General features: G+C 57.9%; 21 protein-coding genes. 7 read left to right on the top strand and 14 right to left on the bottom strand.

Annotation, left to right across the window (positions count from 1 at the left end):
• Positions 1-9 precede the first annotated feature (9 nt).
• Both thiL and pgpA read left to right on the top strand, forming a co-directional pair.
• On the top strand, positions 10-987 hold the full coding sequence (gene thiL / locus JS46_RS15110; RefSeq protein WP_033752733.1) for a thiamine-phosphate kinase: 978 nt from the start codon (positions 10-12) through the stop codon (positions 985-987).
• Positions 974-1,471: a phosphatidylglycerophosphatase A gene (pgpA, locus tag JS46_RS15105; RefSeq protein ID WP_033752732.1), complete on the top strand. Its 498-nt coding sequence runs from the start codon at positions 974-976 to the stop codon at positions 1,469-1,471. The genes thiL and pgpA overlap by 14 nt, the downstream gene beginning before the upstream one ends.
• A 180-nt stretch (positions 1,472-1,651) precedes the next feature.
• Here pgpA and JS46_RS15100 read toward each other — a convergent pair whose 3' ends face one another.
• From JS46_RS15100 to xseB, 4 genes are read right to left on the bottom strand one after another with little or no spacing between them, the layout of a single operon-like run.
• Positions 1,652-2,626 (bottom strand): aldo/keto reductase, encoded by a 975-nt coding sequence (locus JS46_RS15100; RefSeq protein ID WP_033752731.1) that lies wholly within the window; start codon positions 2,624-2,626, stop codon positions 1,652-1,654.
• Positions 2,627-2,682: 56 nt separating this feature from the next.
• Positions 2,683-4,548, bottom strand: coding sequence for a 1-deoxy-D-xylulose-5-phosphate synthase (dxs, locus tag JS46_RS15095; RefSeq protein ID WP_033752730.1), 1,866 nt, complete (start codon positions 4,546-4,548; stop codon positions 2,683-2,685).
• 19 nt (positions 4,549-4,567) lie between these two features.
• A complete protein-coding gene (gene ispA / locus JS46_RS15090) occupies positions 4,568-5,467 on the bottom strand; it encodes a (2E,6E)-farnesyl diphosphate synthase (protein WP_033752729.1) in 900 nt (299 codons plus the stop codon).
• A complete protein-coding gene (gene xseB, locus JS46_RS15085; protein WP_033752728.1) occupies positions 5,467-5,709 on the bottom strand; it encodes an exodeoxyribonuclease VII small subunit in 243 nt (80 codons plus the stop codon). The genes ispA and xseB overlap by 1 nt, the downstream gene beginning before the upstream one ends.
• 231 nt (positions 5,710-5,940) lie before the next feature.
• On the opposite strand from xseB, the gene thiI reads away from it, so the two are divergent.
• The gene (thiI, locus tag JS46_RS15080; RefSeq protein ID WP_033752727.1) at positions 5,941-7,389 is read left to right on the top strand and encodes a tRNA uracil 4-sulfurtransferase ThiI; all 1,449 of its coding nucleotides are present in this window, start codon (positions 5,941-5,943) and stop codon (positions 7,387-7,389) included.
• 194 nt (positions 7,390-7,583) lie between these two features.
• Here the strand turns inward: thiI and yajL are convergent, their stop codons facing one another.
• Together yajL and panE are read right to left on the bottom strand one after the other, a co-directional pair.
• Positions 7,584-8,180 carry a protein deglycase YajL gene (gene yajL / locus JS46_RS15075; RefSeq protein WP_033752726.1) on the bottom strand — a complete coding sequence of 199 codons (597 nt, stop codon included), beginning with the start codon at positions 8,178-8,180 and terminating at the stop codon, positions 7,584-7,586.
• Entirely contained in the window at positions 8,134-9,054 is a 921-nt protein-coding gene (gene panE, locus JS46_RS15070) for a 2-dehydropantoate 2-reductase (RefSeq protein WP_033752725.1), read from the bottom strand. The genes yajL and panE overlap by 47 nt, the downstream gene beginning before the upstream one ends.
• 138 nt (positions 9,055-9,192) lie before the next feature.
• On the opposite strand from panE, the gene JS46_RS15065 reads away from it, so the two are divergent.
• Together JS46_RS15065 and adhP are read left to right on the top strand one after the other, a co-directional pair.
• Positions 9,193-9,684, top strand: coding sequence for a YajQ family cyclic di-GMP-binding protein (locus JS46_RS15065; protein ID WP_033752724.1), 492 nt, complete (start codon positions 9,193-9,195; stop codon positions 9,682-9,684).
• A gap of 154 nt (positions 9,685-9,838) precedes the next feature.
• Positions 9,839-10,864, top strand: coding sequence for an alcohol dehydrogenase AdhP (gene adhP, locus JS46_RS15060; protein ID WP_033752723.1), 1,026 nt, complete (start codon positions 9,839-9,841; stop codon positions 10,862-10,864).
• Between the two features lie 66 nt (positions 10,865-10,930).
• On the opposite strand, the gene JS46_RS15055 is transcribed toward adhP, so the two are convergent.
• From JS46_RS15055 to JS46_RS15020, 8 genes are all read right to left on the bottom strand, one after another.
• Entirely contained in the window at positions 10,931-12,295 is a 1,365-nt protein-coding gene (locus JS46_RS15055; protein ID WP_033752722.1) for an MFS transporter, read from the bottom strand.
• Between the two features lie 131 nt (positions 12,296-12,426).
• Positions 12,427-13,314, bottom strand: a complete 888-nt coding sequence (cyoE, locus tag JS46_RS15050; protein WP_033752721.1) for a heme o synthase — start codon at positions 13,312-13,314, stop codon at positions 12,427-12,429.
• Between the two features lie 11 nt (positions 13,315-13,325).
• A complete protein-coding gene (locus JS46_RS15045; protein WP_033752719.1) occupies positions 13,326-13,655 on the bottom strand; it encodes a cytochrome o ubiquinol oxidase subunit IV in 330 nt (109 codons plus the stop codon).
• Positions 13,655-14,272, bottom strand: a complete 618-nt coding sequence (locus tag JS46_RS15040) for a cytochrome o ubiquinol oxidase subunit III (protein WP_033752718.1) — start codon at positions 14,270-14,272, stop codon at positions 13,655-13,657. Before JS46_RS15040 ends, JS46_RS15045 begins: the two co-directional genes overlap by 1 nt.
• Positions 14,272-16,254 carry a cytochrome o ubiquinol oxidase subunit I gene (gene cyoB, locus JS46_RS15035; RefSeq protein ID WP_033752717.1) on the bottom strand — a complete coding sequence of 661 codons (1,983 nt, stop codon included), beginning with the start codon at positions 16,252-16,254 and terminating at the stop codon, positions 14,272-14,274. Before cyoB ends, JS46_RS15040 begins: the two co-directional genes overlap by 1 nt.
• A 4-nt stretch (positions 16,255-16,258) precedes the next feature.
• Complete coding sequence (cyoA, locus tag JS46_RS15030) at positions 16,259-17,185, bottom strand: cytochrome o ubiquinol oxidase subunit II (protein ID WP_033752715.1); 927 nt, start codon at positions 17,183-17,185, stop codon at positions 16,259-16,261.
• Between the two features lie 449 nt (positions 17,186-17,634).
• The gene (gene ampG, locus JS46_RS15025; protein ID WP_033752714.1) at positions 17,635-19,116 is read right to left on the bottom strand and encodes a muropeptide MFS transporter AmpG; all 1,482 of its coding nucleotides are present in this window, start codon (positions 19,114-19,116) and stop codon (positions 17,635-17,637) included.
• A 55-nt stretch (positions 19,117-19,171) separates the two neighbouring features.
• A complete protein-coding gene (locus tag JS46_RS15020; protein WP_033752713.1) occupies positions 19,172-19,750 on the bottom strand; it encodes a lipoprotein in 579 nt (192 codons plus the stop codon).
• A 279-nt stretch (positions 19,751-20,029) separates the two neighbouring features.
• On the opposite strand from JS46_RS15020, the gene bolA reads away from it, so the two are divergent.
• Together bolA and tig are read left to right on the top strand one after the other, a co-directional pair.
• Complete coding sequence (bolA, locus tag JS46_RS15015; RefSeq protein WP_033752711.1) at positions 20,030-20,344, top strand: transcriptional regulator BolA; 315 nt, start codon at positions 20,030-20,032, stop codon at positions 20,342-20,344.
• Positions 20,345-20,643: 299 nt separating this feature from the next.
• Positions 20,644-21,948, top strand: a complete 1,305-nt coding sequence (tig, locus tag JS46_RS15010) for a trigger factor (RefSeq protein ID WP_033752710.1) — start codon at positions 20,644-20,646, stop codon at positions 21,946-21,948.
• Positions 21,949-22,201 lie beyond the last annotated feature (253 nt).

The raw sequence follows: 22,201 nt of genomic DNA, 5'->3' as shown, positions 1-22,201 counted from the left end.
AACGCAACCATGTCCTGTGGCGAATTCGAACTCATCGCACGCTATTTCAATCGCAGAACCCGCAGCCGCCGCGACGTTGAGACCGGCATCGGCGACGACTGCGCGCTGATGAGCGTGCCGGAGAAACAGACGCTGGCAATCAGCACCGATACGCTGGTGGCGGGCGTTCACTTTTTACGCGATATCCATCCTGCCGATCTCGGCTATAAAGCGCTGGCGGTCAACCTCAGCGATCTGGCGGCCATGGGTGCCGATCCGGCGTGGCTGACGCTGGCGCTGGCGCTGCCGGAGGTCGACGAAGAGTGGCTGAAAGCCTTTAGCGAAAGCCTGTTCGAGCTGCTGGAATATTACGATATGCAGCTGGTGGGCGGCGATACCACGCGCGGCCCGCTGAGCATGACGCTCGGCATCCACGGCCTGGTGCCGCAGGGTCGCGCGCTGAAGCGCTCGGGCGCGAAGCCGGGCGACTGGATCTACGTGACCGGCACGCTGGGCGACAGCGCTGCGGGCCTGTCGCTGCTGCAGCATCGTCACCGCATTAACGATCCGGCGGTGCATGAGGCGCTGATTAAGCGCCATCTGCGGCCGATGCCGCGCATCCTGCAGGGCCAGGCGCTGCGTTCGCTCGCCTCGGCGGCGATCGATCTCTCCGACGGCCTGATTTCCGATCTCGGCCATATTCTCAAGGCCAGCGGCTGCGGCGCGCGGCTGAATCTGGAGGCGCTGCCGCTGTCGCCTGCGCTGCGCGACCATTTCGAGCCTGAGCAGGTGCTGCGCTGGGCGCTGAGCGGCGGCGAGGATTACGAGCTCTGCTTTACCGTACCGGAGATGAACCGCGGCGCACTCGACGTGGCGCTGGGCCACCTTGGCGTGCCCTTTACCTGCATCGGACAGCTGATGCCGGAAGCGGAAGGGCTGACGCTGCTGGAGCACGGCAAACCGGTTACCTTCAGCCATAAGGGATTTGATCATTTTGACGCGAAATAAGGATGTGGCGAAGAGCCGACTGCGCATGAGCAATCCCTGGCATCTGCTCGCCACCGGTTTCGGCAGCGGCTTGAGCCCTTATGTGCCGGGCACCATGGGGTCGCTGGCGGCGATCCCGTTCTGGTGGCTGATGGCGCGGCTGCCGCAGGATCTCTATTCGCTGATCGTGCTGTTGGGCATTAGCATCGGCGTCTATATCTGCCACCGTACCGCCAAAGATATGGGCGTGCACGATCACGGCAGCATCGTCTGGGATGAGTTTATCGGCATGTGGATTACGCTGATGGCGATTCCGGCGAATAGCTGGCAGTGGGTGCTGGCCGGTTTTGTGGTGTTCCGCATTTTCGATATGTGGAAGCCCTGGCCCATCCGTTGGTTCGATCGCAACGTGCACGGCGGCATGGGGATTATGGTGGACGATATTATCGCCGGCGTGATCTCAGCGGCGCTGCTTTATGGCGCAGGCGTGTGGCTGGCGGCCTGATTTTTGCTGGCGCGTGCTGAAACCTCTTTCAGCGCGCACGCTATTCCTACAAGCGGGCGGCATGGGCAGAAGAGCAAAGCGTCCCGCGCCAGGGATGGCGCGGGCCGAGCGTGCAGGGATGCCTTGAGCGACTTTGCGATCTGGCCATGCCGCCCATGCAGGCACTTGATTCACAGGCTACTATTCGAAGCCTACTACTGGATGGGGCTGATAAACCGTCTCCAGCTCGGCAATCTCCTCAGCACTCAGTTCCACCTCAACTGCTTTCACCAGGTCCGCCAGCTGCTCGGCGCGCGATGCGCCGATAATCGGCGCGGTCACGGCCGGCTTATGCAGCAGCCAGGCGAGCGCCACCTGCGCGCGGCTCACGCCTCTGCGCGCCGCGATCGCCTCTACGCGCTGGGCGATGGCCGCATCATTCTCTTCCGTAGCATGATAAAGGGTTTTGCCATACTCGTCCGAGGCTGTACGCGCTGTGGCTTCGCCCCAGGGACGCGTCAGCCTGCCGCGCGCCAGCGGACTCCACGGCAGCACGGCGATATTTTCCGCCTGACAGAGCGGGTGCATCTCGCGCTCCTCTTCGCGTTGAATCAGGTTGTACTGATCCTGCATGCTGACGAACGGCGCCCAGCCGTGCTGCCGCTGGGTATAAACCGCTTTGGCGAACTGCCAGGCATGCATCGAAGAGGCGCCGATATAGCGCGCTTTACCCGCCTTCACCACGTCGCTCAGCGCTTCCAGCGTCTCCTCCAGCGGCGTCTCATAATCCCAGCGGTGAATTTGCAGCAGGTCGACATACTCCATATCCAGACGGCGCAGGCTGTCGTCGATCGACTGCATAATATTTTTGCGCGACAGGCCCTGCGACAGATTGCTGAGCGGGAAGTAAACCTTGGTGGCGACCACGATCTCCTCGCGACGCGCAAAGGCCTTTAGCGCGCGGCCGACGATCTCTTCGCTGCTGCCGTCAGAATAGCTGTTCGCGGTATCGAAAAAGTTAATGCCTGCTTCCAGCGCCTGCTGGATCAGCGGACGGCTGCTCGCTTCCGGCAGCGTCCAGGCGTGGCGACCGCGGTCCGGCTCGCCAAAGGTCATACAACCGAGGCAGAGACGGGAAACCTGAAGGTCGGTGTTGCCTAAATGGGTGGTTTTCATGAAAGCTCCTGCTATGCATTAAACCATCAAGCATAGCAGGAGAGGAGGGCAGGGGATTACTGCGCGAGCCAGTCGCGGATTTGCTGCTGAATGCCTTGCGCGTCCAGCTGGTAATCGTGACGCACTTCATCCTGAGTGCCCTGCGGAATAAATTCATCCGGCAGGCCGAGGTTAAGCACCGAGACGCGCAGCCGCTTTGCCATCACCGTCTCGTTGACGCCGCTGCCTGCGCCGCCTTTAATCGCGCCTTCTTCCAGCGTCACCAGCGATTCGTGACTCTGCGCTAGCTCGGCGATCAGCGCCTCATCCAGCGGCTTAACGAAGCGCATATCCACCAGCGTGGCGTTAAGCGCTTCCGCCGCTTCCGCCGCCGCAGGCAGCAGCGTGCCGAAGTTCAGGATCGCCAGCTTCTCGCCCTGACGCTTCACGACGCCTTTGCCCAGCGGCAGGCTCTGCAGCGGCGTCAGCTCGACGCCGACCGCGTTGCCGCGCGGATAGCGCACCGCGCTCGGCCCGTCCTGATAGTGATAGCCGGTATAGAGCATCTGACGACATTCGTTCTCGTCGCTCGGCGTCATAATCACCATTTCCGGCACGCAGCGCAGAAATGCAAGGTCGAACGCGCCCTGATGGGTCTGCCCGTCGGCGCCGACGATGCCGCCGCGATCGATGGCGAACATCACCGGCAGCTTCTGGATCGCCACGTCGTGGATCACCTGATCGTAGGCGCGCTGCAGAAAGGTCGAGTAGATCGCGACGATCGGCTTATAGCCGCCGATCGCCATGCCCGCGGCGAACGTCACCGCATGCTGCTCGGCAATCGCCACGTCGAAATACTGCGCCGGATAGCGGCGCGAAAACTCCACCATGCCGGAGCCTTCGCGCATCGCAGGGGTGATCGCCATCAGCTTAGGATCGTCCTGCGCCATTTCGCACAGCCAGCTGCCGAAAATTTTGGAGTAGCTCGGCAGGCCTTCGGCGCTTTTAGGCAGCGCGCCGCTGGCGGGATCGAACTTCGGCACCGCGTGCCAGGCGATCGGATCCTGTTCCGCCGGCGCGTAACCTTTGCCCTTTTTGGTCATGATATGCAGGAACTGCGGCCCTTTCAGGCTGCGCATATTCTTCAGCGTCGTCACCAGCGTCAGCACGTCGTGACCGTCCACCGGGCCGATATAGTTAAAGCCCAGCTCTTCAAACAGCGTGCCTGGCACCACCATGCCTTTCAGGTGTTCTTCGGTGCGCTTCACCAGCTCTTTAATCGGCGGCAGCCCGCCCAGTACGCGCTTGCCCCCTTCGCGCAGGCGCGAGTAGGTTTTGCCGGACAGGATCTGCGCCAGACGGTTATTCAGCGCGCCGACGTTTTCCGAAATCGACATCTCGTTGTCGTTGAGGATCACCAGCATATCGGGCTTGATATCGCCCGCGTGGTTCATCGCCTCAAACGCCATGCCGGCGGTAATGGCGCCGTCGCCGATAATGCAGGCGGTGCGGCGGCCCAGACCTTCGCGCTCCGCCGCCGCTGCCATGCCGAGTCCGGCGCTGATGGAGGTAGAGGAGTGGCCGACGCTCAGCACGTCATATTCGCTCTCGCCGCGCCATGGAAAGGGGTGCAGGCCATTTTTCTGGCGAATAGTGCCGATGCGGTCGCGGCGTCCGGTCAGAATTTTATGCGGGTAGGCCTGATGTCCGACGTCCCACACCAGATGATCGAACGGCGTGTTGTAGACGTAATGCAGCGCGACGGTCAGCTCGACGACGCCCAGACCCGAGGCGAAATGGCCGCTCGAGCGGCTTACGCTGTCCAGCAGGTATTGACGAAGCTCGTCGCACAGCGCCGGAAGCGACTCTTTCGGGAGAGAACGCAGCTCCTCAACGGTGCTTGCCTGCGCCAGTGTCGGGTATTTTGCAATATCAAAACTCATCAGAGACTCATTATGGAAGTTATTTGTCGCGTTCAATTATGAAGCTTGCCAGCGCCTGCAATGCTGTGGTGTCTAACGATTGCGCCGCAAGAATATCCAGCGCGCTCAGCGCTTGCTGGTGAAGCTCCCTGGCTTTCGCTCGGGCATTGTCGAGCCCCAGCAGCGACGGGTAAGTGCTTTTGTCCAGATCCTGATCGGCACCCTGTTTTTTGCCGGTGATGGCGCTGTCGCCTACCACATCAAGAATATCGTCTTGTACCTGAAACGCGAGGCCGATGGCGTCGGCATAGATATCCAGCGCCGGCAGCGCGTCGCGTCCGCGTTCGCCCGCCGCTAACGCGCCCAGGCGCACGGCGGCGCGGATCAGCGCGCCGGTTTTATGGCGATGGATCTGCTCCAGCTGTTCCAGCCCGACCCGCTGGCCTTCCGCCGCTAAATCAAGCGCCTGGCCGCCGCACATGCCTGCTACGCCGCTGGCGCGCGCCAGTTCGGCAATCATCGCAATGCGGCTGGCGTCGCTGACGCCCGGCATCGGCTCGTCCGCCAGGATAGAGAACGCCAGCGTTTGCAGCGCGTCGCCGGCGAGTATCGCGGTATCTTCGCCATATTTGATATGACAGGTCGGCTGGCCGCGGCGCAACGCATCGTCATCCATCGCTGGCAGGTCGTCATGGATCAGGGAGTAGGCGTGAATGCATTCCACGGCGGCGGCGGGCGCGTCAAGGCTCGTCGGATCCGCGTTGAACATTTCGCCGGTGGCGTAGACCAGAAAGGGGCGCAGGCGTTTACCGCCTAATAATGCCCCATAACGCATAGCGTTAACCAGAGGAGAACTCTGAAAGGGAAGCGGCGCTAATAAGCGAGACAGCGCGGCATTGGCCCGCTCCGGATAAAGGCTCAGCAGGTGAATAAAATCCATTACTCTTTTTCCGGGGTGAAGGGGCTGAGATCGGCGTCTTTATCGTCGCTGAGCAGAATGCGTACGCGCTGCTCGGCCTGTTGTAATGTTTGCTGACCGTTGCGCGCCAGCTGTACGCCGCGCTCAAACTCATTCAGCGCCTCTTCCAGCGGCAGCTCGCCGCTCTCGAGCCGGCTGACGATCTGCTCCAGCTGCTGCAAGGAGGTTTCAAAACTAGCGGGCTGTTCGGCTTTTTTCGGCATATTCAGTGTCGACTCACGTGTAAGACTTTCTCTCGTAATCGGTCATGGTAGCGGAGAGCGTTTGATTAGCAAAATAATCAATGTGACTGCGGTTGCAGAAGCAGTCATCTGACAAAGGTGATATACTCTCGCGCCTCGGATGCGGCTGCGCCCTTTAGCCCGCAATTTTTATGATTTTACCAGCTAAGTGCCGCTCGCTCGCACTTATTTGCCCAACGAATTCGTGTCGCCATGAAGTTTATCATCAAGTTATTTCCCGAAATCACCATCAAAAGTCAGTCGGTGCGGTTGCGCTTTATTAAAATTCTCACCAGCAATATTCGCAACGTGCTGAAGACCGTCGGCGACGATATCGCCGTGGTGCGCCACTGGGATCACATCGAAGTCCGGTCGAAAGACGAAGGGCTGCGCGGCGTGATTGTGGATGAGCTCACCCGCATTCCCGGCATTCATCACGTGCTGTCGGTCGAAGACCGCAGCTACACCGACGTGCACGATATTTTCGAGCAGACGCTGGCGCAGTATGGCGAGAGCCTGCAGAACAAAAGCTTCTGCGTGCGCGTTAAGCGCCGCGGTAAACATGAGTTTAGCTCGCAGGACGTAGAGCGCTACGTCGGCGGCGGCCTGAATCAGCATATCGCCAGCGCGAAGGTGCAGCTGAACAAGCCTGACGTCACCGTGCATCTTGAAATCGACGACGATCGGCTGATGCTGATCACCGGCCGCTATGAAGGGCTGGGCGGTTTTCCGATCGGCACGCAGGAAGATGTGCTGTCGCTGATCTCCGGCGGCTTCGACTCCGGCGTCTCCAGCTATATGCTGCTGCGCCGCGGCTGTCGCGTGCACTACTGCTTCTTTAATCTCGGCGGCGCAGCGCACGAAATCGGCGTTCGCCAGGTGGCGCACTATATCTGGAACCGCTTCGGCCGCTCGCACCGCGTGCGCTTTGTGGCGATCAACTTCGAGCCGGTGGTCGGCGAGATTCTGGAAAAAGTGGATGACGGCCAGATGGGCGTAGTGCTGAAACGCATGATGGTGCGCGCCGCGTCGATGGTCGCAGAGCGCTACGGCGTGCAGGCGCTGGTGACCGGCGAAGCGCTGGGCCAGGTCTCCAGCCAGACGCTGACCAACCTGCGCCTGATCGACAACGCCTCCGACACCCTGATCCTGCGTCCGCTGATCTCACACGATAAAGAGCACATCATCAAAGTGGCGCGCGAGATCGGCACCGAAGATTTTGCCAGCACCATGCCGGAATATTGCGGCGTTATCTCTAAAAGCCCGACGGTGAAAGCGGTTAAGGCGAAGATTGAAGCGGAAGAGCAGAACTTCGATTTCGCTATTCTGCAGCGCGTAGTGGAAGAGGCGAGCAACGTCGATATCCGCGATATCGCCGAGCAGGCCGAAGAAGAGGTCGTGGAAGTGGAAACCGTGGACTCGTTCGGCAGCGATGATGTGGTGCTGGATATCCGCGCCATCGACGAGCAGGAAGATAAGCCGCTGGCGCTGCAGGGCACCGAGGTGAAATCGCTGCCGTTTTATAAGCTCAGCAGCCAGTTCGGCGATCTCGACCAGAGCAAGACCTGGCTGCTCTACTGCGATCGCGGCGTGATGAGCAAGCTGCAGGCGCTCTATCTGCACGAGCAGGGCTTTAAAAACGTGAAGGTCTACCGCCCGTAATGAAACAGGCTGCGCATAGTGCGCAGCCTCAGGCTGCCTGCAACCTGAAATGCGGGTGACATGGGCAGAAGAGCAAAGCGTCCCGCGCAAGGGACTGCGCGGGTCGAGCTGTCAGGGATGACGTTTTTTGCGTCTTTGCGATCGGGCCATGGCACCTGCATCGGCACCTGATGCACAGGCTGCGCGCAGCTTTTTTACTCGCTGTAATCGTAGATGCCCGCCGCCAGCACCAGCTGGGACGCCACCTCCGCCGCTTTCTCTTTACCCGCCAGCAGATCGATCAGCTTAAGCGCGAAATCCATCGCCGTGCCCGGCCCCTGGCTGGTCAGCAGATTGACGCGCGGATCCCATACCACGCGCCTCTCCATCCACTTCTCCGCCGGAATCGTCTCCTTTAAGCCGGGAAAGCCAGTCATATTGCCCACCGGAAAGAGGTCGTGCGGCACCAGCACCGTGCCGGCCGCCGCGCAGATCGCCGCAACGATGCGGCCGGAGAGATGGAACTGGCGCACCGTTTCCACCAGCAGCGGACTGTCGCGGAAGGTTTCCGCGCCTTTCAGACCGCCCGGCAGCACGATCGCCGCGTACTCATCATCGGCCACCTCTACCAGCGGCGCATCCGCCAGCAGACGCACGCCGCGCGAGCAGAGGATTTCGCGCGCGCCGTCGCTTTCTACGCTGGCGGTAACGACTTTCAGGCCGCCGCGCACCAGCAAATCGATAGTGGTGACCGCCTCGGTCTCTTCACTGCCATGTGCCAGGCAAACGAGAACTGGCGTGTTCGCGGTCATAATGGGACTCCTTGCGTTTTACGAGCTCATAAAGGCGGGTGTTTTCCGGCACCGCGATGCCCTGCGCGCGCGCGCGTCGCAGCAGAAAGCCGGAGATGTAATCGATTTCAGTTAAACGCTGTGCGCGTACGTCCTGCAGCATAGAGGAGGTATTGGCCGCGGTGGTTTCAATCACGTTGTAGACAATATCCCGCAGGCTGTCGGCGGTGATATGCTGGCCCTCGCGCTCCATCACCCAGCTTAGCTCCTGACAGAGCAGGTCGATCTGTTCCGGCCAGGCGCGCAGCGCGCCGTTCTGGCAGTCGTGCTCCACGGTCAGCGGATTGATAACGCAGTTGACCGCCAGCTTGCGCCAGCAGGCGGCGGCGATATTGTCGTGCCAGGCGACGTCCGGCAGCGCCGCGTGCAGGATATCGGCGAGGTCGCTAAAGGCCGCGCTTTTCCGGTTTGCCGGGCCGATATGCGTAATGCCGCTGGCGACATGTTTAATCACCGTACCGTCGCGCATCGCCGCATGCGTGGTGATGCCGCGCAGCAGCGGCTGGCTCAAGCCTTTCAGCTCTTCCAGCGTACCCATGCCGTTGTGCAGCAGCAGCACCGGACAATCGTCCGACAGCACGCTCTGCAGGTTGCGCACCGCGGGCGAAACCTGCGGCGCCTTGAGCGTCACCAGCAGCAGCTGGCTGTCGGCCAGAAACAGCGGGTCGTTGGCGATAAAGGTGTTGTTGCTCACCTGGCCCTGGTAATCAATCACGTTGACGGAACAGTAGGGCTGCGGCACGCGCAGCCATCCCTGCACTTCGTGGCCCTGGCGCGCCAGGGCGGCGAGCCAGACCTGGCCAATAGCGCCACAACCCAACACGGTAATCTTCATACTGCCTCCCGTATCCGGGTTTGTCGTTTGTTCTGTTATACACAGCGATAATAAGTATAGCGTTGTGCGCAGCCTGATTTTGTTTAGTGCGGCAAGACGCGTATTATGCATGTCACTTTAGCGTCAGGAGAAGAAGAGATGCCATCTTTCGATATCGTTTCAGAAATCGACATGCAGGAAGTCCGCAACGCGGTCGAAAACGCCAACCGTGAATTAACTACCCGCTTCGATTTTCGCAACGTGAGCGCCAGTTTCGAGCTCAACGAAAAGAATGAAACCATCAAAGTGACCAGCGAGTCCGATTTTCAGGTGAAACAGCTGGTGGATATGCTGCGCGAAAAGATGCTCAAGCGCGGCATTGAGGGCGCCGCGCTCGATATCCCTGAGGAGATCGAGCACAGCGGCAAGAGCTGGAGCGTCGATGCCAAAATGAAAAAGGGCATTGAGAGCGAAGTGGCGAAAAAGATCGTGAAGCTGATTAAAGACAGCAAGATCAAGGTGCAGACGCAGATTCAGGGCGAATCGCTGCGCGTTACCGGCAAATCGCGCGACGATCTGCAGAGCGCGATGGCGCTGGTGCGCGGCGGCAATCTCGGCCAGCCGTTCCAGTTTAAGAACTTCCGCGATTAATCCTCTTAAAGCGTGCGGCAGCTAAACTGCTGCACGCTTTGCTTATCGCCTCTCTCGCCCCGTTTGTTTCCCCTTCCCTCTGCGTTAAATCAATATGCTTACCCGCAAAGGTGTGCAACTCTCTTGATGAAACCCTCAACAGGAGAAAGAAGTCATGAAAATGATGAAAGCTGCCGTGGTTAAGGCGTTTGGTGCACCGCTGGTTATTGAGCAGGTGCCAATACCAGAAGTTGGCGCGGGGCAGGTACTGGTCAAAATCGCGGCGACCGGCGTCTGCCATACCGATCTCCATGCGGCGCAGGGCGACTGGCCCGTCAAACCTGTACCGCCTTTTATTCCCGGTCATGAAGGGGTCGGCGAGGTGGTTGCGGTAGGGCCTAATGTCACGCATCTTAAGCTGGGAGATCGCGTTGGCGTGCCCTGGCTCTACTCGGCGTGCGGGCACTGCGAGCACTGCCTTGATAGCTGGGAGACGCTCTGTCATGAACAGAAGAATGCAGGCTATTCGGTTAACGGCAGCTTTGCGGAGTATTGCCTGGCCGATGCCAACTATGTCGGCATTTTGCCTGATAACCTCGATTATGCCGAGGTTGCGCCGATCCTTTGCGCCGGGGTAACGGTCTACAAGGGCTTGAAAATGACGGAGGCCCGGCCCGGAAACTGGGTAGTTATTTCCGGTATCGGCGGACTGGGCCATCTGGCTGTCCAGTATGCCGTGGCGATGGGGCTAAACGTCGCCGCGGTAGATGTTGACGATGACAAGCTGACTTTCGCGCAGCGCCTCGGCGCCAGCGTGGTGGTGAACGCACGTAAAGACGATCCGGCAGAGGTGTTTCACGCGCAGTTCGGCGGCGCACATGCCGCGCTGGTCACCGCCGTGTCACCTGCGGCGTTTGAACAGGCCATCGGCACGCTGCGGCGTGGCGGAACCATGGTGCTTAACGGGCTGCCGCCGGGCAAGTTCGATCTCTCTATCTTCGATATGGTACTGGACGGTATCACGGTGCGCGGCTCTATCGTTGGCACCAGAAAAGATTTGCAGGAGGCGCTCGATTTTGCCGGACGGCATAAGGTGAAAGCCACCATTGCCGTCGAGCCGCTGAGTCATATCAACGCCATCTTTGAGCGTATGCACGCTGGAAAAATCGAGGGGCGGATCGTGGTGGATATGTCACTTTAACGCAGGCGTGAAAAGCAAAGAACCGGCGCAAAGCCGGTTCTTTTGTCTCAGTTCTAAAGCCCGCGTTTAGCTGCTTGCCAGCAGCGCCTCCAGCTCGGGGCGGCTGGTGACCTTGCTGTCGATTTTGATATAGGCGCTTTTCTCTTCCGGCACGATCAGCACTGCCGATACGCCCGGCTGTGCTTTCAGACGCTGTTCCAGATTCGGCACCGCCAGCGCGTTATCGCTCAACACGATACGCAGGCTGCTGACGTAGGGCGGCTCCTGCATGGTCATGGCGACGAACAGCCAGAGCGCCGCCACGATGGCGCCCACCAGGAACACCGTCTGCGCGTCGAAATGGCCGAACACCCAGCCGCCGAGGCTGCCGCCAATCGCCACGCCGATAAACTGGCTGGTGGAGTAGAGCCCCATCGCCGTGCCTTTATAGCCCGCCGGCGACTCTTTGCTCACCAGCGACGGCAGAATCGCCTCCATCAGGTTAAAGGCGAAGAAAAAGAGCTGCACGCCGATCACCAGCGTCCAGAAATGGCCCGCCGCGCCCCACAGCACGATCTCTGCGATAACGATCAGGCCGACACAGGCGACGAATACGCGCTTCATGCGGCGCTTAACCTCGGCGTAGATAATAAAGGGCACCACGCCGACAAAGGCGATCAGCATCGTCACCAGATAGATTTTCCAGTGCTCGGCGGCGGGCAGACCCGCCTGCTCGAACTGGCCGGGCAGGGCGACGAAGCTGGACATCAGCAAAATATGCAGACAGAGAATGCCGACGTTGAGTTTGATCAGGCGCGAATTGCCGAGCACCTTGCGGAAGCTGCCTTTCACCATGCCCGATTCGCGGTTCAGCACATGGCCGGGCGCGCTCGGCACCACCAGCAGGGTAATCACGATACCCAGCGAGGCGAGAATGGCGATCATCCAGAACAGCGCGTGCAGGCCGAGCGCGTGGGTAACGATGGGACCGACCACCATCGCGATAGCGAAGGTGACGCCGAAGCTGATGCCGATAAAGGCCATCGCCTTGGTGCGGTTCTGTTCGCGGGTTAAATCAGAGAGCAGCGCCATCACGGCGGCGGCGATCGCGCCGGAGCCCTGCAGCGCGCGGCCGAGAATAATGCCCCAGATAGAGGTAGTGGTCGCGGCGATAAGGCTACCGAGAACAAACAGCAGCAGGCCGCCGACGATCAGCGGCTTACGGCCGATGCGGTCAGACATCAGGCCGAAGGGGATTTGAAAGATCGCCTGCGCCAGACCGTAGATGCCGATTGCCAGGCCGATAAGCGTTTCACTTGCACCCTGAAGAGCCATGCCGTAAGTGGTTAATACCGGCAGGACCATAAACATGCCCAGCATACGCAGGGAAAACACCGTGCCCAAACCCCATGTGGCGCGGAGCTCCACCGGCGTCATTTTATTATCGTTCATTCCAACCTCTGTAAGTTTGCCGTATCTATTTTAGGGAGCAGGGCAGGGCGGGTAAAATAATAGTGTTTAAGAAGTGGTAACAAAAAGAAAGGGCGCGAAATCGCGCCCTTAGCATGCATGGCAGTGCGGCATTACCACACGTAGGTCAGCAGATCTTTTGACGCCGGAGCCATAAAGTCCACCGACATCATGACGCTCAGCGCGGTGATAGCCACGATAGAGAAGACGAACAGCTTACGGGCCCAGACACGATCGTTCGAGGTCTTGTAACCTGACAACGCCATTCCCAGCCACCATACGCTCACGGCCGCCGCGACCACCAGATATTTATAGCCCGCGTAGCCGCCCAGCGACAGCATCAGCGTGGCGATCATAAACGCCAGAATGTAGAGCGTAATATGATTCTTCGCCACGGAGATGCCTTTCACCACCGGCAGTACCGGGATGTTCGCCGCCTGGTAATCTTTGAAGCGGAAGATAGCAATCGCATAGGAGTGCGGCATCTGCCACAGGCTAAAGATCGCCAGCAGGATCAGCGCGCCGGCATCAAACTGGTTGGTGACGGCGCAGTAGCCGATCACCGGCGGCGCGGCGCCAGACAGGCTGCCAATCAGCGTCCCGTAAACCGAGTGACGCTTCATGTAGAGACTGTAAACGCCGACGTAAACCACAAAGCCCATGACCGCCAGCCACATGGCCAGCGGATTGGCACCAAAGTAGAGCAACGCAAAGCCAGCAATACCTAGCGCGGTAGCATAAATCAGGCTTACTTTCGCGGAGATGAGGCCTTTAACCAGCACTCGATTCCGGGTTCTCTCCATCTTTACGTCGATATCGCGGTCGATCACGTTGTTGAAAACACAACCTGAGGCGACAACCAGCGACACGCCGATCAGCGAGGCGAGAAACAGGGCGTAATCAATGCTGCCTTTTGAAGCCAGCAAAAATCCGCCGATCACAGAAATTAAATTCCCGAAAATAATTCCTGGTTTTGTTACTTGCAGGTATTGCTTAATCATTACGCGACTCTTTAGTGAACCATCATGTTGTAGTTGAGGTTCCACATAATCCACAGCGAGCCAACTACGACGATCAGAATAATGATCGCCGAGAAGACGATGGCTACCATGTTCCAGCCGCCTTCGGACTTGGTGTCCAGATGCAGGAAGTAGATCAGGTGAACAACGACCTGGATGACTGCGCAGGCAACTACGACGCCCAGGGTCATACCTTGAGATGACCCACCGCTCATCACCATCCAGAACGGAATACCGGTCAGGATGACGGAGAGGATGAGGCCGATCATGTAGGACTTCACGCTGCTGTGCGGAACGACGTTTCCGTTAGCTGAATGACTCATTACATGACTCCCATCAGATAGACAATGGTAAATACGCAGATCCAGACCACATCCAGGAAGTGCCAGAACAGGCTCAGGCACAGGATACGGGTATGGTTAGTCGACGTCAGCCCACGTTTGGCAATCTGGAACATCAGCACCAGCATCCAGATCAGGCCGCAGGTAACGTGCAGACCGTGGGTGCCTACCAGGGTAAAGAAGCCTGACAGGAAGCCGCTGCGATTCGGGCCGAAGCCTTCTTCGATCAGATGATGGAACTCATAGATCTCCATGCAGATAAAGCCAAGACCAAACAGGAAAGTCAGCGCCAGCCAGCTAAGGACTGAGCTCTTCTTGTCGTGGTTCATGGCGATAACCGCCATGCCGTAGGTGATGGAGCTCAGCAGCAGCAGCGCTGTTTCGCCCAGAACGAACGGCAGTTCGAAGATGTCTTTGCCTGCCGGGCCACCGGCAGTGCTGTTGACCATAACTGCATAGGTCGCAAACAGGGTTGCGAAGATAATGCAGTCACTCATCAGGTAGATCCAGAAGCCAAAGACTTTATTGGCTCCCGCATCGTGATGCCCATGCTCCGCATGGGCGTCGTGGTGGTGTTTTGTCAGAGTTTCAGTCGACATTATTTCAGACCCGCTTTGCTGATATCGTCAAAGTGCTGCTTTTCGATCTTCTCAATCTCGGCAACCGGAACGTAGTAGTCCACGTCTTCGTCGAAGCTCTTCACAATCCAGGTCACGATCATGCCCAGGAAGGAGAGGCCAGCCAGCCACCAGATATGCCAGATTGCGGCAAAACCGAATACCGTGGCGAAGGCAGCGATGACGATAGCCGCGCCGCTGTTCTTCGGCATATGAATCTCTTCATATTTCGCCGGCTGCTTGTACGCTTCGCCTTTCTCTTTCATTTCCCAGAACGCGTCGCGCTCGTGGATATGCGGGATAGTGGCAAAGTTGTAGAACGGCGGCGGTGAAGAGGTTGCCCACTCCAGCGTACGACCGCCCCACGGGTCACCGGTCAGATCGCGGTTCTGATGACGGTCACGCACAGAGACGTAGAACATGGTCAGCTGGCAGATGATACCGCAAGCGATCAGGCCTGCACCGACGGCCGCAATAACCAGCAGAGAGTGGAACTGCGGGTCGATATCCTGGCTCAGACGACGCGTCATACCCATGAAGCCCAGAACGTAGAGCGGCATAAAGGCAACGAAGAAGCCGATGATCCAGAACCAGAAGGCGCGTTTGCCCCAGGTTTCGTTCAGGGTAAAGCCGAAGGCTTTCGGGAACCAGTAGGTCACGCCAGCCATACAGCCGAATACCACGCCGCCGATGATGACGTTATGGAAGTGCGCAATCAGGAACAGGCTGTTGTGCAGCACGAAGTCCGCACCCGGCACCGCCAGCAGAACGCCGGTCATACCACCTACAGAGAAGGTGACCAGGAAGCCTACGGTCCACAGCATGGCAGAGTGCATCACGATGCGGCCCTGGTACATGGTGAACAGCCAGTTGAAGATTTTCACGCCGGTCGGAATCGCGATGATCATCGTCATGATGCCGAAGAAGGCGTTAACGTTCGCGCCCGCACCCATAGTGAAGAAGTGGTGCAGCCAGACGATGAACGACAGCACGGTAATGGCGATGGTCGCCCACACCAGCGAGGTGTAGCCAAACAGACGCTTTTTCGAGAAGGTCGCAGTGACTTCAGAGAAGACGCCAAACACCGGCAGAACCAGGATGTACACTTCCGGATGGCCCCAAACCCAGATCAGGTTGACGTACATCATCATGTTACCGCCCATATCATTGGTAAAGAAATGGAAGCCAAGGTAACGATCAAGCGTCAACAGCGCCAGGGTCACGGTCAGAACCGGGAACGCGGCGATAATCAGGACGTTGGTGCAAAGAGAAGCCCAGGTAAATACCGGCATTTTGAACAGGTCCATGCCCGGCGCACGCATCTTCAGAATGGTCACGAAGAAGTTGATGCCGGTCAGCGTGGTCCCGATACCGGAAAGCTGGAGACTCCAGATCCAGTAATCGACCCCGACGCCAGGACTGTACTCCGCGCCTGACAGCGGCGGATAGGCCAGCCAGCCGGTCTGTGCAAACTCGCCCACGCCCAGCGACAGGTTAACCAGGATCACACCGACCGCGGTAAACCAGAAGCTCAGGTTGTTCAGGAACGGGAAGGCAACGTCACGCGCGCCGATTTGCAGCGGCACCGCGATGTTCATCAGACCCACGACGAAAGGCATCGCCACGAAGAAGATCATAATCACGCCGTGCGCGGTAAAGATCTGGTCGTAGTGATGCGGCGGGAGTATGCCGGCTTCCCCGGCGGAAGCCATTACCTGCTGGGTACGCATCATGATGGCATCGGCAAAGCCGCGCAGCAGCATGACGAACGCCATGATGATGTACATGATACCCAGTTTTTTATGGTCGACGGAGGTGAGCCATTCCGACCACAGGTACTGCCATTTACCAAAGTAGGTTAGGGCAGCGATGATTGCCAGACCACCAATGATGATCCCGGCAACCGTAACCATGATAATCGGCTCATGGTACGGCACTGCATCCAGTGTTAATTTTCCGAACATCGTATTATTCCTCGGCTCCCGCGGAAGCGGTGTGACTCATGTCCATGCCTTCGTGCTGAGACATGTCCATCTTCCCGTGGCTGGTCATGAACTTAGCGATGACTTGCTTGAACAGTTCAGGATTCGCTGAAGAGAAATATTCCACCGGATGATTTTCGCTTGGCACTGCGACTTTCTCGAAATCTTCCATAGTGGTCAGCGTGTTAGGCGCCGCTTTAACTTTGGCGACCCACTGCTGGAACTCCGCATCGTCCTTGGTTGCAATGGCTTTGAACTTCATACCAGAGAAACCTCGACCACTGAAGTTCGAGGAAATACCGTCGAACGTTCCTGGCTCATTGGCGATCAGGTGCAGTTTGGTCTGCATGCCCGCCATGGCGTAGATCTGGCTGCCGAGCGTCGGAATAAAGAAGGAGTTCATAACGGAGTTAGAGGTAATTTTGAAGCTCACCGGCGTGTTAGCCGGGAAAGCGATCTGGTTAACGGTGGCAATACCCTGTTCCGGGTAGATGAACAACCATTTCCAGTCCAGCGCCACCACTTGGATCTCAACCGGCTTCACGTCAGAGGCCAGCGGTTTGCTCGGCTCCAGCGCGTGGGTTGATTTCCAGGTCAGCACGCCGAGGAAGAGAATGATCAGGATCGGAATGGTCCAGACCACGGCTTCGACTTTGTTAGAGTGCGACCAGTTGGGGCTGTACTTCGCTTCAGTGTTGGATGCACGATATTTCCATGCAAACACCACCGCCATCAAGATTGCCGGAATAACGACGATCATCATTAAGCCGAAGGCTGTCAGAATCAACGAACGTTGCTCAAGTGCAATCTGTCCCTTGGGATTTAACAACGCATTATCGCAGCCACTCATTAACAAAGTGCTTGCGATTAATGACAAAATCCCCAAACTTTTATTGTATTTCCTGAGTCTCATTTAACGACCTCAATGACAAAGGGCTTATTGTCGTTTAAGTGTGCGCGCATTTTACGGGAAGGTTTATGCAGTGTAAACCAGCATAAGGATGTGTCAGCAGCGTGTTGACACCTTTTGCTAAGGGTGTCACAGATGTTGCCTGGGGTGATAAATTATTAACTGCGACAAGCAGTTGGCACTAATATAACAAAAACCGATGAAAGTATCCTTAAAGAAATCAGGGAAAGAATAAACCTTACTTTTGATACTCAATTCTTTAACAAATCTGCATCATTTGAGTGATGAAATTTATACAATATAATTGCGCACCGGTTTTTAATATATTCGCTGAAGGCAGAAGCAGGATCTTAATATTTCCAGGAAAATAACACTGGATGACAAAGTTTAACTTTTACCGCCCGTCAGGGCGGCCTGATCCATTTTCGGAGTGAAATAATACCTGTTGTTAATTAATGCAGCTGCGCCGCGCTTTTCCGCTGCGCGATGTAGTCAAGCGTTACGCCGCCGCATACCGCCAGCGCCAGCAGCGCCATACCGGCTTCGAACAGCGCGCCCGGCACGTTTTCCAGCCGCCACAGCCCCAGCGCCTGACACGCCAGCGTCGTCAGCCAGAGCGCGATAACAGCGCAGCCGATGCAGAACAGACGCGTGGTCCAGCGGTAGCCGGCGGCAAAACGCGTGCGCATTAAGAAGCGCTCGCTGTTTTGCGCGTCGTTCAGGGTGTCGCGACAGAGCAGCAGCAGCAGCAGACCGGGCAGCGCCGCCAGCACAGTGAAAGCGTAAAAGGTAGGCCAGCCCCAGAGCTCTACCAGCCAGCCGGCCGCCGGGCCGACATAGACGCGGCCAACCGCCGAGAGCGCCGAGAGCAGAGCGAACTGCGTGGCGGAGAATGACTTGTTGCACAGGGTCATCAGCAGCGCGACAAATGCCGCCGTGCCCATGCCGCCGCACAGATTCTCCACGAAGACGGCGCTGGCCATGCTCCATAAATGCGGCGGCGTCACCGCCAGCAGCCAGTAGGCGAAATTCGAAACCGCCTGCAGCACGCCGAAAATCATCAGGGCGCGGAACAGGCTCAGGCGCTGCATCAGTACGCCGCCGTAGAGGGCACCGATAATGGTCGCTAGCAGGCCGAGCGTTTTGTTCACCAGCCCGACGTCGCCGGCGTTAAAACCGACGCCGCGGATCAGAAAAGTGGTGGTCAGCGAGGCGGCGAAGGCGTCGCCCAGCTTATAAAGAACGATAAGGGTGATCAGCAGCCAGGCGTTGTTGCGCTGAAAAAAGTCCTTCAGCGGCAGCGACACCGCCTCGCGCAGCGAATGCGGCGTGATGGCGCGCGTATCGGGCTCTTTCGCCATCAGGGTGGCGATAAGCGCTGGCACCATCAGCAGCGCCATCAGCCAGTAGGTCGCCTGCCAGCCGAGATAGCGATCCGCCAGCCAGAGCGCGAGCCCGCCGGAGACCAGCATCGCCAGTCGGTAGCCGAGCACGGTGATGGCGGCGCCGCTGCCGCGCTCTTCCGGCGGCAGCACGTCAGTTTTCCACGCGTCGAAGACGATATCCTGCGAAGCGGAGCAGAAGGCGACCAGCACCGCCAGCGCGGCGAGCAGCGTCAGGTCGCGCCCGGGCTGCATAAAGCCCATGGCGATAATCCCGGCGATCAGCGCCAGCTGCGTCAGCAGCAGCCAGCCGCGGCGACGGCCGAGAAACGGCGGCGTAAAGCGGTCCATCACCGGCGACCAGAGAAATTTAAAAACGTACGCCTGGCCGACCAGCGAAAAAAAACCGATGGTCTTGAGATCGACATTTTCCACCGTCATCCACGCCTGCAGCGTGCCGGCGGTCAGCGCCAGCGGCAGGCCTGAAGCAAAGCCAAGCAACAGTAAAACGGCGGCGTTTCGTTGAGTGAAGATGCGAAGATAGTGATTCATGCTGACCCTGAAGCGATGCCCGGCGGCGCGCCGGGCATGCATATAGTGCGGCGGATTAGTGCGCGTTCTGCTTGATGAAGTTGTTGATGCCGGTGTCCTGCGCCATATCGGCGATCACGTCGCCCAGCGTCGAGTTCACTGCTTTGGTGATTTTGTCATTGGTCGCGCTGAAGGCGCCTTCTACGCTATAGGTCTGGCGATAGTTCTTCACCTGCTTGTTGCCGTTCTTCGCGGTGGCGATAATCGAGATATCCGCTTTGGTGGTGATGCTGTAGCGTACGTTGCCCTGGGTCACGTCCGCATAGAGGTTGTTTACCACGATCTGCAGATCGACGGCGCCTTCCGGCCCGATCATATAGCCGCGCGCGGTCATCTGTTTCTCCAGCACTTCCTGCAGCAGGAAGCGCAGATCGCGGGATGGCGTCAGGGTAACCAGCTGGCCGTCGCGGTTGACTTTCGCCAGTGCCTGATCGCTGCGCTGATCGGCGCCGTTGATGCTGACGGTCACGCCCATCAGACTCGGATCCTGCTGCGGCAGCTCGATTTTCGGCTGAATGGTCAACGTATTGCTGTTGGTGGCGCAGCCGGCCAAAATGAAGGCGGCCAGCAGGGGAAATAACAGTTTTTTCAACATACTTATTCTCGTTAATGTTGTGGGTTGGTTTGCAAAAACTGCGGCCATCATAGCATTGCGCGGCAGTGAAAAAAGCCCTTGCGAAGGGGAAATTCGCGCTAACCGCCTTTTTTATACGCTAAGAAAAATCCAGGCATTGACCCGCAGTCGCGCTGCGCTATCATGCCGGTCGGCTTAGACGGCGGCGGAAATATTTTCACACATTTGTGCGGATGCGTCTGAAAACCTACTAATATTTAACCAGATGGGGCACAGCGCTCGCCATTGAGGAAAGAGACAATGATTCGCGAACAGATCGAAGAGAAGCTGCGCCTGGCTTTTGAGCCGGCTCATCTGGAAGTGCATGACGAAAGCTATCGTCATAATGTCCCGGCGGGTTCCGAAAGCCACTTCAAGGTGGTTATCGTCAGCGACGTATTCGCAGGTCAGCGCTTTCTGGCGCGCCACCGGGCGATTTACGGCGAGCTCGCCGCCGAGCTGGCAGGCAGCGTTCACGCGCTGGCGCTGCATACCTATACCCTGAAAGAGTGGGAGGGATTGCAGGATACCGTGCTCGCCTCGCCAAACTGCCGCGGCGCCGGCACCCTCGCCTGATCTCCTCCCGCTTTTGAAAAACGGCCTGCGGGCCGTTTTTTTTCATTATTTAGCGATAAACGCGATCTCCGGCGCAAAAAAGCAGCAAAGCCGCTAAAAAGTGGTGAGTTTCCAGCCTCGACTCACCAGGGCGATGCCGCTATAATGCTGCGTCTATTTTTCCGGAATGTCTTCGGGACGCTTCTGGTGACAGGGATCAGGTTCTCTTAATGGAAGCCGTCCCGGTTGTTGGATACGGCGCATTGCATAATGTGTGGTGTCTGAAGTTGACCGAGCACGCGATTTTTTGAGGTAACAAGATGACAGTTTCAGTAGAAACCACGCAGGGTCTGGGCCGTCGCATTACGATTACTGTCCCCGCTGACAGCATCGAAAGCGCAGTGAAGAAAGAACTGGTGGAAGTGGCGAAAAAAGTCCGTATCGATGGTTTCCGTAAAGGCAAAGTGCCGGCCAATATCATCGCACAGCGCTATGGCGCTTCTGTTCGCCAGGACGTGCTGGGCGAGCTGATGACGCGCAACTTCGTTGACGCCATCATCAAAGAAAAAATCAATCCGGCTGGCGCGCCGAACTACGTGCCGGGCGAGTATAAAGAAGGCGAAGATTTCACCTACGCGGTCGAGTTCGAAGTCTATCCGGAAGTTGAACTGCAGGGTCTGGACAGCATCGAAGTTGAAAAACCGCTGGTGGAAGTGACCGACGCAGACGTCGACGCCATGCTGGACACCCTGCGCAAGCAGCAGGCTAACTGGAAAGAGAGCGATGCGGCGGCAACGGCTGAAGATCGCGCGACCATCGACTTCAGCGGTTCAGTTGACGGCGAAGAGTTCGAAGGCGGCAAAGCCTCTGACTTCGTGCTGGCGATGGGCCAGGGCCGTATGATCCCGGGCTTCGAAGAGGGCATCGTGGGTCATAAAGCGGGCGAAACCTTCACTATCGACGTGAAATTCCCGGAAGACTACCACGCGGAAAACCTGAAAGGGAAAGACGCGAAGTTCGACATCGTGCTGAAGAAAGTTGAAACGCGCGAACTGCCGGAGCTGACTGAAGAGTTCATCAAGCGTTTCGGCGTGGAAGATGGTTCTATCGACGGCCTGCGCGCTGAAGTACGTAAAAACATGGACCGCGAGCTGAAAGGCGCTATCCGCAACCGCGTGAAAACGCAGGCGATCGACGGCCTGGTGAAAGCCAACGACATCGACGTGCCGGCTGCGCTGATCGACAGCGAAATCGACGTACTGCGTCGCCAGGCTGCGCAGCGCTTCGGCGGCAACGAGAAGCAAGCGCTGGAACTGCCGCGCGAGCTGTTTGAAGAGCAGGCGAAACGTCGCGTTGTTGTGGGTCTGCTGCTGGGCGAAGTAATTCGCACCCATGAGCTGAAGGCTGACGAAGCACGCGTTAACGCTCTGATCGAAGAGATGGCGTCCGCTTACGAAGATCCGCAGGAAGTAATCGAGTTCTACAGCAAAAACAACGAGCTGATGAACAACATGCGTAACGTCGCGCTCGAAGAGCAGGCGGTTGAAGCTGTTCTGGAAAAAGCGAAAGTGACTGAGAAAGCGACCAGCTTCCAGGAACTGATGAATCAGACCACCGCTGCCTGATCGCTGATTTAACCAGAAGTGCTAAGCCCGCGGCTGCAAAGTCGCGGGCTTTTTTGTTTTTCCGGCGCCATCGGCGCTCTTCCGCTGCTATTCGCTTAATAAACCGGCAAATTATTCACGTTGCGCTTTTTCCAGGTTAGCGAATAGAGAAAAGGTTGTTATGCTTGAAACAGCAGGGCAGTATCCCCAGATTGAGGGAGTATGCAGAAGAGAGTTAGACTGGCTGATTAACCGTCCTTGAAGGTGTCGGAAA

The organism is Pantoea sp. NGS-ED-1003, assembly GCF_000738765.1.
GTDB lineage: Bacteria > Pseudomonadota > Gammaproteobacteria > Enterobacterales > Enterobacteriaceae > Pantoea > Pantoea septica.
This window is presented reverse-complemented; position numbering and strand designations above follow the sequence as displayed.